The following is a 13708-nucleotide window of genomic DNA, read 5'->3' on the forward strand; positions in this document are numbered from 1 at the left end:
GCTAGGGAACGCGGGCATGGCCCTGATCCTCGCCCTTGAATCATCGTGCGACGACAGCGCGGCGGCGATCGTCTCGTCGGACCGCCAAATTCTCGCGCAGACCGTCGTCGGACAGGCCGAACGCCATCGCCCTTTCGGCGGCGTCGTCCCCGAAATCGCCGCACGCGCGCACGTCGAGGTACTGCCGGGCTTGGTGCGCCAGGTGTTGCAGGAGGCGGCGATCACCGTTGCCGACGTCGACGCCGTCGCCGCGACCGCCGGGCCGGGGCTGGTCGGGGGCGTCATGGTCGGCCTGCTGGCGGGGAAGGGGCTGGCGCTGAGCGCAGGCAAGCCGTTCGTGGCGGTCAACCATCTCGAAGGCCACGCGCTCAGCCCGCGCCTGACCGATCCCGACCTCGCTTTCCCCTATCTCCTGCTGCTGACCAGCGGTGGGCATTGCCAGTTGCTCGAAGTTCGCGGGGTCGACGATTACCGCCGCCTCGCCACGACCATCGACGATGCCGCGGGCGAGGCGTTCGACAAATCCGCCAAGCTCTTGGGTCTCGGCTATCCCGGCGGCCCCGCGATCGAGATGCTGGCGAAGGAGGGCGATCCGCAGGCGATCCGCTTTCCCCGCCCGCTCGTGGGATCGGGAGAGCCGCACTTTTCCTTCGCCGGACTCAAGAGCGCGGTGCAGCGGGCGGTGGAGGCGGGCGATCATCGCCCCGCCGACATCGCCGCCGGTTTCCAGGCCGCCGTGGTCGACTGCCTCGTCGACCGCACCCGGATCGCGCTCGAGGACAGCGACGCGCCCAGCCTCGTCGTTGCGGGCGGGGTTGCGGCCAACCAGTCGGTCCGAAGCGCGCTCCAGACCCTGGCCGACGAACAGGGCCGCCGCTTTTCGGTGCCGCCCGGCTGGCTGTGCACGGACAATGCGGCGATGATCGGCTGGGCGGGGGCGGAACGATTTGCGGCCGGGCGGGTCGATCCGCTCGATACGCCGGCCCGCGCCCGCTGGCCGCTCGACACGGCGGCGGAAAAGGTTCGCGGCGCAGGAGTGAAGGCATGATCGACAAGATCGCGGTAGTAGGGGGCGGCGCCTGGGGCACGGCCTTGGCCCAGATGGCGGCCGCCGACGGCAAGGAAGTGTTGCTGTGGGCGCGCGAGGACGATGTCGTGGTCGCGATCAACCGCATCCACCAGAACCCCGTCTATCTGAAGGATATTCCGCTTTCGCCGAGCATTCGCGCCACCGCGAACTTCAGCGACCTGTCGAGCGCGGATGCCTGGCTGGTGGTCACCCCCGCGCAGCACATGCGCGCCGTCCTCGGCCGGGCGCCCTGTCCGGGCATGCCGCTGGTCCTGTGTTCGAAGGGGATCGAGGAGAAATCCGGGCAGTTGCTGCATCATGTCGCGAACGACGTCTGCGGCGACTCGCCCATCGCGGTGCTCTCGGGCCCCTGTTTCGCGCACGAGGTCGCACAGGGCCTGCCGACCGCGGCGACGCTGGCGTGCGAGGACGAAACGCTCGGCAAGGCCCTGCACGACCGGCTGGTCCGCCCCGAATTCCGCCTCTACTGGACCGACGACGTGGCGGGGGCGGAGGTCGGCGGCGCGATCAAGAACGTGCTCGCGATCGCCTGCGGCATCGTCGACGGCAAGCAACTGGGTCAGAATGCGCGGGCCGCGCTGATCGCGCGCGGGTTCGCCGAAATGAAACGCTTCGGTGCGGCCGTCGGCGCGCGCGAGGAAACGCTCGCGGGTCTGTCGGGTCTTGGTGATCTGGTCCTGACCTGCACCTCGACGTCGAGCCGCAATTTCTCGCTCGGCAAGGCGATCGGAGAGGGTCGAGATGCGGCGGCGCTGATGGCCGATCGCACCACCGTCGCGGAGGGCGCGCATACCGCCCCGGTCCTGGCCCGGATCGCCGAAGAGCGCGACATCGACATGCCGATCGTATCGATCGTCGCGGCGTTGCTCTCAGGGGAATTCGGGATCGACGAGGCGCTCGAGAACATGCTGTCGCGCCCGCCGCGGGCCGAAACGGTCTAGCTTCTAGAAATCCCAGGCGATGCCCTTGCGCTCCCAGTCGCCGTAACGCGTGGGGTCGGGCTTGTCCTTCTCCCCCTCGGGCCCGTCGGGCGTTTCCACCGGTTCGGGCTCCGGCACGGGCGGCGAGGGAGACAGATGCTCCGGCGGATCGAGTTTTTTGGGGCGTTTCATAGGACCAAGATGGGCGCTAGGAGGGGGCATGCCAAGACCTTCCAATGACGGTAGCGGCGAGGGCACCGTCGCGCGCGCCGCTGCCCTCAAGCTGCTCGACGCCGTCCTTCGCCGCGACGAGACGCTCGATCATGCCGCGCATCATGCGACGCGCGGGCTGCCGCCATCCGACGCCGGGCTGGCGCTGGCGATCGCGGGCGAAACGCTGCGGCGGCTGTCCGATCTCGATGCACTCATCGATTCGGTCATGGACCGGCCGTTGCCCGACGATGCGAAGGCACGGATGGTCCTGCGCATGGCCCTGGCGCAGCGGATCGCTCTCGGAACGCCCGACCATGCAGTGGTGGCAACCGCGCTGCCGCAGGTGGCGGGCGGACCGCGGCGGCTGGTCCACGGGGTCCTGTCGCGTCTGCTGAAGTCCGACCTACCCCCGCTCAATACGCCCCGCCTTCCCGCGGCGATCGAAGAACGGTGGGCGCACTGGGGCGATGACGTCATCACTGCGGCGCGCATGATGGTGGGCCAGCGCCCTCCGCTCGACATCAGCCTCAAGCACGCCGATGCGGCAGCGCCCGAGGGTCCGTCCCTCGCCCCCCTCCACCGCCGGGTCACGAGCGGCGACGCCGTCACCGGCCTGCCCGGTTTCGACGCGGGCGGCTGGTGGGTACAGGATCTCGCCGCCAGCCTACCGGCGCGACTGATCCCTTCTTCCGCTCGCCGCGTGCTCGATGCCTGCGCCGCGCCCGGCGGCAAGACGATGCAGCTCGCCGCGGCCGGGCATGACGTCACCGCGCTCGACCTGTCGGCGAAGCGACTGCGCGTGGTGGAGGAAAATCTCGCGCGCACCGACCTGTCGGCACGGATCGTGGCGCACGACCTTCGCCATCACCGCGACGATCCGTTCGATGCCGTGCTGCTCGACGCGCCGTGCAGCGCCACCGGCACCTTCCGGCGTCATCCCGAGGTGCTCTACCGCGCCCGTCCGGGGATCGTGTCCGAGATGGCGGCGCTTCAATCCTCGCTCCTCGACGCCTCGGCGCGGCTGACGGGTCCGGGAGGAAGTCTCGTCTACGCCACCTGCTCGCTCGAACCCGAAGAAGGGGAAGAGCAGATGGTCGCCTTTCTGGACCGCACGCCCGGCTGGCGGATCGAACCGGCCCACGTGCCCGTCGACGCGGTCGCTCCGACCGAGGAGGGATGGCTCCGTATCCTCCCCGGCGCGCTCGCCGATGCCGGCAGTCTCGACGGCTTCTTCATCGCGCACCTTGTTCGCGCTGGCGATTGAAGGCAGACATCGACCCCATGACCATCATCTCCCCCAGCATCCTGTCCGCCGACTTTGCGAAGCTCGGCGAAGAGGTCCGCGCCATCGATGCCGCCGGCGCGGACTGGATCCATGTCGACGTGATGGACGGCCATTTCGTGCCCAACATCACCATCGGTCCCGCGGTGGTGAAGGCGCTCCGCCCGCACACCGAAAAACCGTTCGACGTCCATCTGATGATCGCGCCGGTCGACCCCTATCTCGAAGCCTTTGCCGAGGCGGGCGCCGATATCATCACCGTCCATCCCGAGGCGGGCGCGCATACCCACCGCACCCTCCAGCAGATCCGCAGCCTCGGAAAGAAAGCGGGGATCGTCATCAACCCCGGTACCGGGGTCGAGGCGATCGACTATCTTCTCGAACTGGCCGACCTCGTCCTGGTGATGAGCGTCAATCCCGGGTTCGGCGGGCAGAAGTTCATCGAGGGGCAGTTGCGCAAGGTCGACGCCATCGCGCAGCTCAAGCAGCAACGCGGTCTCGATTTCCACATCGAGGTCGACGGCGGGGTCGATCCCGATACCGCGCCGCGCTGCATCGATGCGGGGGCGACCGCGCTCGTCGCCGGGACCGCGGTATTCCGCGGCGGGCCGGATGCCTATGCCGACAATATCGCCGCCCTGAAACGCTCGGGATGAGTGGCGAAGGCGGTATGCTGTCGTGGCTTATCGGCAAGGGGCGCCGACCGCTGCGCCTTGCCGCCGTGCCGCGCGATCATGTCGAAGGCGACCGCGACATCGGGGCGGCCCTCATGCGGGGACGTCTTCATCACCGCGGCGAGACGCTCGAACTGAAGGGCCTCGACTTCGCCGATCACTCGCTCGACCGCCCGATCGTTCGGCTGCTTCATTCGTTCGCATGGCTCCGCGATCTTGCGGCTGCGACAGGCCGCGAAGAAGGGGCGAAGCTGGGCGAGGCGGTGGCGCGACGCTGGCTGATGCGTCACGGCGATCGCCCCGACGCCGCGTGGGCGCCCGCGCTGCTCGGGGAACGATTGCTCTTCTGGACGGCCTATGCGCCCTTCGTCCTCTCGGGACAGGATGCGACCTATCGCCGCTCCATGCTCAATACGATGGCGCGCGGCGCGCGGCATCTGGAGCAAGAGGCCGACAAGGCCGCTCAGGGCCTTCCCCGCATCACCGCCTGGGCGGGACTGACGGCTGCGAGCCTCACAATGGATGGCAAGGTTCCGCGGGTCGCCCGCTGCGAGGCGGGGCTGATGCGTGCATTGGCACAGGGCCAGCATGACGACGGCGGACTGAAGAGCCGCCGCCCGTGGGAACAGGCGCTGCTGGTTGATCGGCTGGGACTGACCCGCGCGGCCTATTTCGCGGCCAAGCAATCGCTCCCCGACGCGCTGGAGGAAGCGGCCGCTGCCGCACTCGCGGCGCTGCACGGGGTACGGCACGGAGACGGCGGCCTCGCCAGCTGGCAGGGCGGCAACCCCGGCGATCCGCAGACCCTGAACGCCATCGTCGATGGCTGCGGAATGCGCGCCCGCCCGCTCCGCGAGTCGCGGGGGTGGGGGTATCATCGTCTCTCCGCGCTCGGGACCACGGTGCAGATGGACGCCGCGCCGCCGCCCGAAGCGCCCTATGCCAGCGGCGCGCACGCCTCGACGCTCGCTATCGAACTGTCCGACGGCGAACAGCGCCTTGTGATGAGCTGCGGCGGCGGTGCGGACGAGCCGGGACGTCTGCCGCCGATCCTTGCCGCCGGTCTGCGGGGATCGGCAGCCCACTCGACACTGATCATCGCGGAGGCGGACAGCAGCCCGATCACCGACACCGGCACGCTTCAGCCCGTGATCCGCGAGGTTCCGGTCGATCGGCGCGAAGGCGACGGCAAGAGCGCGATGTCGGCCGAGCATATGGGCTATGTCAGACGCTTCGGCCTGTCGCACCGGCGCGACGTGACGCTGGAAGATACCGGAAAGCTCGTCACCGGCGCCGACACGCTCGAACCGCAGGGCCGTCGCCTGCGTCGCCCGTCGCGCGACTTCGCGATCCGCTTCCATCTCGCGCCGGGGATCGAGGCGAGCCCGACCGCCGACGGCAAGGGCGCGCTCCTGCGCCCCGCCCAGTCACCGCCGTGGCAGTTCCGCTGTGACGGCGGCACGCTCGGGATCGAGGACAGCCTCGTCATCAATGCCGCGGGGCGGCCTTTGAAATGCTTGCAGCTTGTCATTCGGGCGGCAGCGGGCAAGGAGGGCGCGACCGTCCACTGGCAATTCCGCCGTTCCAGCTAGGAGCCGTTCCCATCGCCGACCATCAGCCCATCCGCCGCGTCCTTCTTTCCGTTTCCGACAAGGAAGGTCTGGGGCCGCTCGCCGCGGCGCTGGCCGATCATGGCGCCGAACTGGTGTCGACCGGCGGGACGGCCAAGGCACTGCGCGACATGGGGCACGAGGTGCGCGACGTTTCCGACCTGACGGGTTTTCCTGAAATGATGGACGGGCGCGTGAAGACGCTTCACCCCAAGGTACACGGCGGCATTCTCGCGCGGCGGAACAAGGACGATCATCTCGCGGCGATGGAGGCGCACGACATCGGCCCCATCGATATGGTCGTCATCAACCTCTATCCCTTCGAACGGACGGTGGCGTCGGGCGCTGACCGCGACACGATCATCGAGAATATCGACATCGGCGGGCCCGCGATGGTGCGATCGGCGGCGAAGAACCATGCCAGCGTCGCGGTGGTCACCGACCCTGCCGATTATGACGCGGTGGCGGGCGAATTGTCAGGCCACGGCGGGCTGACGCAGGAATTCCGCACCATGCTCGCGGCCAAGGCCTACGCGCTGACGGCGAGCTACGATGCGGCGATTGCGGGCTGGTTCGCGCACGCCGATCTGGGCGAAGCCTACCCCGAGCGCCGGACCCTCGCGATGACCAAGGCCGACGAACTACGCTATGGCGAAAACCCGCATCAGGCGGCGGCGCTCTACCTTCCGCAGGGCGCGCCCGACGGCCTCGCGGCGGCGGAACAGGTCCAGGGCAAGGCGTTGTCCTACAACAATCTCAACGATGCCGATGCCGCCTATCGGCTGATCAGCGAATTTCGCGACGGCGATCCGGCCTGCGTGATCGTCAAGCACGCCAATCCCTGCGGCGTCGCGCGAGCCGACAGCCTGGAGCGGGCGTGGACCGATGCGCTGCAATGCGACAGCGTCAGCGCGTTCGGCGGTATCGTCGCGGTGAACCGCACCCTCGACGGAGCGACCGCGCGCGCGATCGCCGACATCTTCACCGAGGTCGTGGTGGCACCCGACGCCGACGATGCCGCGAAGGCGGTGTTCGCCAAGAAGAAGAATTTGCGGTTGCTGCTGACGGGCGATCTGCCCGACCCCACGCGACCCGGCCAGGTGATGAAGCCGATCGCGGGCGGCATCCTGGTCCAGGACCGCGACGTCGGACAGGTCACGGAGGACGATCTTACCGTCGTCACCCAGCGCGCACCGACGGACCGCGAACTGGCCGACTGCCTGTTCGCCTGGACGGTCGCCAAGCACGTCAAATCGAACGCCATCGTCTACGCGAGGGACGGCGCGACCGCGGGGATCGGCGCGGGGCAGATGAACCGTCGCGATTCCGCGCGTATCGCGGCCATCAAAGCGCGCGAGGCGGCCGAAACGCACGGCTTCGACGAGCCACGGACGATCGGAAGCGCCGTTGCCTCCGACGCCTTCTTCCCCTTCGCCGACGGTCTGCTGTCCGCCGCCGAGGCGGGGGCCACGGCCGTGATCCAACCGGGCGGCTCGATCCGCGACGATGAAGTCATCAAGGCCGCCGACGATGCCGGGCTGGCGATGGTGTTCACGGGAATGCGCCACTTCAACCACTAGGGCGGTCGGCCAGGCGGATCAGGTCGGGGTCGATCCCCCCGTGCCCGGGGCGGGGAGTTCTGGCTCTTCGCCCTTGCCCATCTTGAACAGCTCGCGATCCTCGGGGCCGAAGCCCCAGCGCCAGATCACGAGACCGAAGACCAGGAGGATCGCCGGCACGCCGATCGCAAGCTGGCCGGCGTCGCGCAGGAACGTGACGAGATAGCCCAGCGGCACCGTCGCCAGCGCCGCCCAGACGAGCGGCCAGCGCCAGCCCGACACGGGCGCATTCACGATCCCCGACAGAAGCCACGCCTTGGCCAGCGCCGCGAAGGCGAGCGCGATGCCGAGCCCGATGGCGGCCCCCGCGGCCTGCACCTCGGGCGGGTAACCCAGCGACCGCAGGACGAAGATGGCGGCGACGCCCGCGCCGACCTGGATCGCCAGCATGATGAAGCCGATGATCATGTTGCGGTGGCGCGCCAGATAGATGAGCGCGGCGTCCGACACCGCCGCCATCGCAGCGACGACCTCGGCCGCGAGCAGAACCGACAGGATGACGTAGCCCGACCCGAATTCCTCGCCGACCAGGTTCATCACGGCCATCGCCGGAAGGCCGAGCGCGAGCCCGATGCCTGCCTGCGCGGCGATGATCCAGAAGCCGACCTGACGCACCTGCTGCGCGACGGCGGTGTAGTTCTTGGCTTCGACGTTCTGGCTGATGACGGGTCCCATGATGGGTTCGAAACTGGTCTTCAGCTTGCTGGGAAGCGAGGCGACCTGCTGTGCGGCCCAGTAGATGCCGTAGATCGCCTCGGAGAAGAAGAAGCCCAGCAGAAACAGGTCGAGACGGCGGCTGGCCCATTCGGTCGCGTCGGCGGCGGCGACAGGCAGGTTGCGATAGGCCATTTTCGACAGCTTCGTCGGATGCGGGCGCCATTGCGGGCGCGGCAGGCCGTAGCTGCGAACGAAAGGCCAGAGCGCGGTCAGCAGCGCGCCGCCCATCGAGGCGACATAGGCGACGATCAGCCCGTCGTCGGTGTTCACGAACGCCCAGCCGAACGCCACGATCGAGATGGTCCAGGGCTCCACGATCGCGCGGCTGCGCACCGTGGCGGCGATATTGTGGCGATAATTGCAGGCGGCGAGCGAGATTTCGGTCCACGCGAGTGCCAGAACCGTCAGCGGCAGCCATTTCTCAAGCCCGCGGGGCGCATCGCCGCGAAACATGATTTCGGGAAAGACGAACAAGAGGCTCATCGCGACAAGGCTGCCCATCATCGCCACGACCAGCCCGTCCCAGACGATGTCGGCATGATCGTCGGGGTCCTTGGCGGCGCTGAGCTGCTGCGCGAGGCCGCGCTTGAGGCCGAGGGTCGACAATTGTGCGGCGAACTCGACCACGATCAGCGCGAAGGCGAAACGCCCCATCGCCTCGGCACCGTAGAAGCGGCCCGCGATGAACAGGAAGGGGATCCGCGCGAGCAGCCGCAGCACGAAGCCAAAGAAATTGATCCGCCCGCCCCGCGCCAGCGCGGCGAGGTCGCCCTTGCCGCCGTCGGCTGGCCGGTGGCCCGCGCTAGTCAACGATCCTGCCCCCCGCCACGATCAATGCGCCGCGCCCCAGTTCGCGCCCCAACCGACCTCGACGTCGAGCGGCACGTCCAGCGTCAGGGCAGGGCTCGCCGCCTGCTCCATGATCGGCTTGATGACCGCGGCTGCGGCTTCCTCCTTGCCCTGGGGGACTTCGAACAGCAGTTCGTCGTGGACCTGGAGCAGCATCCGCACGTCGGACAGGCCCGCATCGGCGAGCGCCTTGTCCATGCGCGCCATCGCGCGCTTGATAAGATCGGCGCTGGTGCCCTGGATGGGGGCGTTGACCGCCGCACGTTCCGCCCCCGCGCGCACGTTCTGCATCTTCGACCGTATGTTTGGGAAGTGCGTCTTTCGTCCGAACAAAGTGGTCGTGAACCCGCGCTCCTTCGCGTCCGCCAGCGTGCGGGCGATGAAATTCTGGATTTCGGGGAAGCTCGCGAAATAGGCGTCGATGATCGACTTGGCCTCGTCGCGCTCGATGTCGAGGCGGTTGGCGAGCCCGAAGGCGCTGATGCCGTAGAGGATCGCGAAATTGACCGTCTTGGCCTTGCCGCGCGTGTCCTTGTTGACCTCGCCGAACAGCTCGGTCGCCGTGCGGTCGTGAATGTCCTCGCCTTTCTGGAAGGCATCCTTCAGCGCGGGAACGTCGGCCATCTCCGCGGCGAGGCGCAGTTCGATCTGGCTATAGTCGGCGGACAGCAGGACATGGCCCGGTTCGGCGATGAAGCAGTCGCGGATCTTGGCGCCGATGGGCGTACGGATCGGAATGTTCTGAAGGTTGGGGTCATTCGACGACAGCCGCCCGGTCTGCGCGCCCGACAGGCTGTAGGTCGTGTGGACGCGGCCCGTCGTATCGTTGATCTGCGCCTGCAGCGCGTCGGTATAGGTATTCTTGAGCTTCGTCAGCTGGCGCCATTCGAGGACCTGCGTCGCGACGTCGAAGCCTTCGCGGTCGAGCCGTTCCAGCTCGTTCTGATCGGTCGAATAGTTGCCGCTCTTGCCCTTGCGCCCGCCGGTCGCGCCCAATTTCTCGAACAGGATGCTGCCAAGCTGCTGCGGGGAGCCGATCGTGAACTCTTCGCCGGCCTTCGCGAAAATCTCTTTCTCCAACCCCGCAATGTCCTGCGCGAACTGCTTTGACAGCGCCGCCAGCGCTTCGCGGTCGACCTTGATCCCGCGTCGCTCCATCCGCGACAGGACGGCGGGCATCGGGCGGTCGACGCGCTCGTAGACCTGCGTCGCCCGCTCGGGCGCGAGGCGCGGCTTGAGGCGCTTCCACAGCCGCAGCGCGATGTCGGCATCCTCGGCGGCATATTCGGTCGCCTTGTCGAGCGGCACTTCGTTGAAACCGATCTGCTTCCTGCCGGTGCCGCAAATCTCCTTGAAGCTGATGCAGGTGTGACCGAGCGCGGACTTGGCCTGTGCGTCCAAGCCGTGCGCCGCGAGCCCGCGACCCGCGTCGAGGTCGAAGCTCATCACCAGCGTGTCGTCATAAGGTGCGACGACGATGTCCTCGCGCGCCATCATGGCGAGATCGTATTTGATGTTATGCCCGATCTTGAGGATGGCATCGTCCTCGAGCACTGGCTTCAACGCGGCGAGCACGACGTCCTTCGACAATTGGTCGGGTCGCTCGCCGAGCAGATCCTCGCTGCCGTGGCCGATCGGGATGTAGCAGGCCACGTCGTCGCCCACCGCAAGACTCAATCCGACCAGATTGCCGGTGATGCAGTCGAGGCAGTCGGTCTCGGTATCGAACCCGCAATAGCCGACGTGGCGGATCGCCTGGACCCACCGTTCGAGGTCGGTGGCGTCGGTGATCGTTTCGTATTTCGAGCGGTCGACCGTGATCTCGACGGGTTCGGGCGGATCGGCGGGCGCGGCGCTTCCGCCGCTGATGCCCACTTCGCCCGCGACCCCCCGTTCCGCCGAGGTCTTCGATCCGCCGCCCATCCGCTCGAGCAGCCGCTTGAACCCCTGCGCCTCGAGGAAATCGCGCAAGGGGTCGGCGGGGATGCCGTCGAGCTTGAGTTCGTCGAGCGGCTGGGGAAGATCGACGTCGCACTTCAATTCGACCAGCTGTCGCGACAGGCGCGCTGCTTCCTCATGCTCGGTTAGGTTCCGCTTCAGTGCCGGCTTCGTGATCTTGTCGAGATTCGACAGGATGCCTTCCAGATCGCCATATTCCTCGAGCAGCGTCGCGGCGGTCTTGGGCCCGACGCCCGGAACGCCCGGGACGTTGTCGATCTTGTCGCCCATCAGCGCCAGCATGTCCCCGACCTTTTCGGGCCCGACGCCGAACTTCTCGACGACCTGCTCGGCGCGAATGCGCTTGTCCTTCATCGTGTCGAGCATGTCGACGTCGGCGCCGTTGTCGCGGGTCTCGATCAGCTGCATCAGGTCCTTGTCGGAACTGACGATCGTGACTTTCCAGCCCTCATCCGCCGCGGCCTTGGTATAGCAGCCGATGATGTCGTCGGCCTCCAGCCCCTCTTCCTCGATGCACGGGAGCGAGAAGGCGCGCGTCGCTTCTCGGACCAGCGGAAACTGCGGCACGAGATCCTCGGGCGGGGGCGGCCGATTGGCCTTGTAATCGGCGTACATCTCGTTGCGGAACGTCTTGCTCGACGCATCGAAGATCACCGCCAGATGGCTGGGTCCGTCATCCTGGTTGAGCTGGTCGGCGAGCTTCCACAGCATCGCTGTGTAGCCATAGACCGCGCCCGCGGGCGTGCCCTCCTTGTTCGTGATCGGGGGAAGGACGTGATAGGCGCGAAAGATATAGCTCGAGCCGTCGACGAGATAGAGATGGGGCTGGTCGGCCATCGGAGGGTCTTAGCAGCAAGCGCGGCGCTTGCCATGCCCGTTCACCGCGCGTTCGTCGAAGCGGTCTAAAGCGCTTCGTAGCGCATCGTGTAGGTCAGTCCGTCGCAACCGGTCGACAGCCAGCTGCCGTCCACCTGCCGCGCGCCGTCCGCGTAACAGACTGCCGCCGCCAGTTCGTCCGACGGATCGAAGCACTTGTTGCCATTCTCGAGGTTCCAGGTGCCGGTCGCAACCTGCTCGGCGCCCAGATATTCGACATAGCTGCCGTCGGCGCGCGCAACGAAGCGCCCCTCGTTCCCCGCATCATCCACATAGTAATAGGTGCCCGGCGCGGTCGTATCGATGTCGACGAGCATCGGCATCGGCGACGATGCGGGCGTGGTCGCACAAGCGGAAACCGCGAGCGCGAGGGCGGGGAGAAGGACCGAGATACGCATGGCGGCAGAATTACCTCCAAAATGGATAAAAGCAAGGCATGTGGTCCCGCCCTCCGTCCCGAACATGCGGCGGCGGACGGTTGCGTTGGCCGCGCGGGGGGTGGATAGCCTGTCGCCATGATCGATCCCGCCATCCTTCTCGCCGCTGGTCTCGAAGGCGGGCATGCGCCGGTGGATTTCACGACGCTTGGCCTTGTCATCTTTGTCGCCACGCTGGTGGCGATCGCGACGCGGCGGTTGGGGCTGCCCTATTCGGTCGGGCTGGTGATCGCGGGGTTCGGAATCGCGCTGACTCCGATCGGCGTCGATCTTCAGCTCACCCCCGCGCTGGTGTTCGAACTGCTGTTGCCCCCGCTCCTGTTCGAAGCGGCAATCCAGATCCCATGGAAGAACCTGCGCCGCGAACTGCCGCTCCTCTTGAGCCTGGTGACCGTCGGGGTGATGGCGGCCGCGACGCTGGTCGCCGTCGGCATGCACTTTCTCGTCGGCTGGGGCTGGCTCGGCGCGGCCTTCTTCGGCGTGCTGATCGCCGCGACCGATCCCGTCAGCGTCATCGCGACGTTCAAGGAGAACAAGGTCGACCATCGCCTGCACCTGCTCGTGGAAAGCGAAAGCCTGCTCAACGACGGGGTGGCGGCGGTCATTTTCGCGCTGCTCGTCGGCGTGGCGCTGGCGGGCGGGACCGAGGGGATCGGCGCGGGAACGGTCGCTCTCGACGTGGCGCGGATCGCCGGCGGCGGCGTCATCGTCGGGCTGCTGGTCGGGGGCGGATTGCTGCTGATCGCGGGGCGGACCGAGGACAAGTTGGTCGAGATATCGCTGACCGTGCTGGCCGCCTACGGCAGCTTTCTCGCGGCCGAGCATCTCGGCATGTCGGGCGTGCTGGCGACGGTCGCGGCGGGGATCCTGGTCGGCAATGTCGGCTGGGTGGGGTCGATCAGCGACGAGGGGCGCGAGGCGGTCCTCAGCTTCTGGGACTATGCCGCCTTTCTCGCCAACAGCTTCGTGTTCATTCTGATCGGCGATGGCGAGGCGAGCCCGACCCTGATCGCCGCCATTCCGGTGGCCGTGGTGGCGACCTTGCTCTCGCTCGCCGGGCGCGCGGTGGCGATCTATCCGCTGACCCTCGGCTGGGCGAAGACAAAGCTCGCGATGCCGTGGAAATACAAGCATGTGATGTTCTGGGGCGGCCTTCGCGGCGCCCTCAGCCTCGCGCTGGCCCTGTCGATCCCTGCGGTCGTGCCCGAACGGGCGGAGATCATCTCGGCGGCGTTCCTCGTCGTCGCGTTCAGCATCTTTGTGCAGGGGATCACCATGCCGATGCTGCTGAACCGTCTCGACCTCATCCGCGAAGAGGAAGAAGGCGACGATTGTGAACGGACCGAGGACGCCGGCGCACGGGAGAACTGGTGAGGCGCACCGCTGGGCGTAAATGCGCCTGATATTCATCAAGCCGTCGCAACCCGTCGCTATGTCTGCGGATTATCCGAACAGTGATGGG

Annotated in this window: 11 protein-coding genes; 7 read left to right on the plus strand and 4 right to left on the minus strand. The window is 67.6% G+C overall.

All coding sequences use genetic code 11. From position 1 onward, the window contains the following. Positions 1-16 precede the first annotated feature (16 nt). On the plus strand, positions 17-1048 hold the full coding sequence (tsaD, locus tag WJT74_RS10965) for a tRNA (adenosine(37)-N6)-threonylcarbamoyltransferase complex transferase subunit TsaD (RefSeq protein WP_343344794.1): 1032 nt from the start codon (positions 17-19) through the stop codon (positions 1046-1048). After that, positions 1045-2031, plus strand: a complete 987-nt coding sequence (locus tag WJT74_RS10970) for an NAD(P)H-dependent glycerol-3-phosphate dehydrogenase (RefSeq protein WP_343344797.1) — start codon at positions 1045-1047, stop codon at positions 2029-2031. Before tsaD ends, WJT74_RS10970 begins: the two co-directional genes overlap by 4 nt. 3 nt (positions 2032-2034) lie before the next feature. Here the strand turns inward: WJT74_RS10970 and WJT74_RS10975 are convergent, their stop codons facing one another. Further along, positions 2035-2202 carry a DUF1674 domain-containing protein gene (locus WJT74_RS10975; RefSeq protein WP_343344800.1) on the minus strand — a complete coding sequence of 56 codons (168 nt, stop codon included), beginning with the start codon at positions 2200-2202 and terminating at the stop codon, positions 2035-2037. Between the two features lie 28 nt (positions 2203-2230). Between WJT74_RS10975 and WJT74_RS10980 the strand changes: the two genes are divergently transcribed. From WJT74_RS10980 to purH, 4 genes are read left to right on the plus strand one after another with little or no spacing between them, the layout of a single operon-like run. Then, positions 2231-3487, plus strand: a complete 1257-nt coding sequence (locus WJT74_RS10980; RefSeq protein WP_343344802.1) for an RsmB/NOP family class I SAM-dependent RNA methyltransferase — start codon at positions 2231-2233, stop codon at positions 3485-3487. Positions 3488-3504: 17 nt separating this feature from the next. Beyond that, positions 3505-4161 carry a ribulose-phosphate 3-epimerase gene (gene rpe, locus WJT74_RS10985; protein WP_343344805.1) on the plus strand — a complete coding sequence of 219 codons (657 nt, stop codon included), beginning with the start codon at positions 3505-3507 and terminating at the stop codon, positions 4159-4161. A gap of 14 nt (positions 4162-4175) precedes the next feature. Further along, the gene (locus WJT74_RS10990; RefSeq protein WP_343344808.1) at positions 4176-5771 is read left to right on the plus strand and encodes a heparinase II/III family protein; all 1596 of its coding nucleotides are present in this window, start codon (positions 4176-4178) and stop codon (positions 5769-5771) included. A gap of 11 nt (positions 5772-5782) precedes the next feature. Beyond that, positions 5783-7369, plus strand: a complete 1587-nt coding sequence (purH, locus tag WJT74_RS10995) for a bifunctional phosphoribosylaminoimidazolecarboxamide formyltransferase/IMP cyclohydrolase (protein ID WP_343348179.1) — start codon at positions 5783-5785, stop codon at positions 7367-7369. An 18-nt stretch (positions 7370-7387) separates the two neighbouring features. Here the strand turns inward: purH and WJT74_RS11000 are convergent, their stop codons facing one another. The 3 genes from WJT74_RS11000 to WJT74_RS11010 form a co-directional block, all read right to left on the minus strand. Next, on the minus strand, positions 7388-8935 hold the full coding sequence (locus WJT74_RS11000; RefSeq protein ID WP_343344811.1) for a lipopolysaccharide biosynthesis protein: 1548 nt from the start codon (positions 8933-8935) through the stop codon (positions 7388-7390). A 21-nt stretch (positions 8936-8956) separates the two neighbouring features. Next, the gene (gene polA, locus WJT74_RS11005; protein ID WP_343344813.1) at positions 8957-11770 is read right to left on the minus strand and encodes a DNA polymerase I; all 2814 of its coding nucleotides are present in this window, start codon (positions 11768-11770) and stop codon (positions 8957-8959) included. A 65-nt stretch (positions 11771-11835) separates the two neighbouring features. Continuing rightward, positions 11836-12207 (minus strand): hypothetical protein, encoded by a 372-nt coding sequence (locus WJT74_RS11010; protein ID WP_343344814.1) that lies wholly within the window; start codon positions 12205-12207, stop codon positions 11836-11838. A gap of 117 nt (positions 12208-12324) precedes the next feature. On the opposite strand from WJT74_RS11010, the gene WJT74_RS11015 reads away from it, so the two are divergent. Further along, entirely contained in the window at positions 12325-13620 is a 1296-nt protein-coding gene (locus tag WJT74_RS11015) for a cation:proton antiporter (RefSeq protein ID WP_343344816.1), read from the plus strand. Positions 13621-13708 lie beyond the last annotated feature (88 nt).

Source organism: Sphingomicrobium sp. XHP0239, from assembly GCF_039555325.1.
Lineage (GTDB): Bacteria > Pseudomonadota > Alphaproteobacteria > Sphingomonadales > Sphingomonadaceae > Sphingomicrobium > Sphingomicrobium maritimum.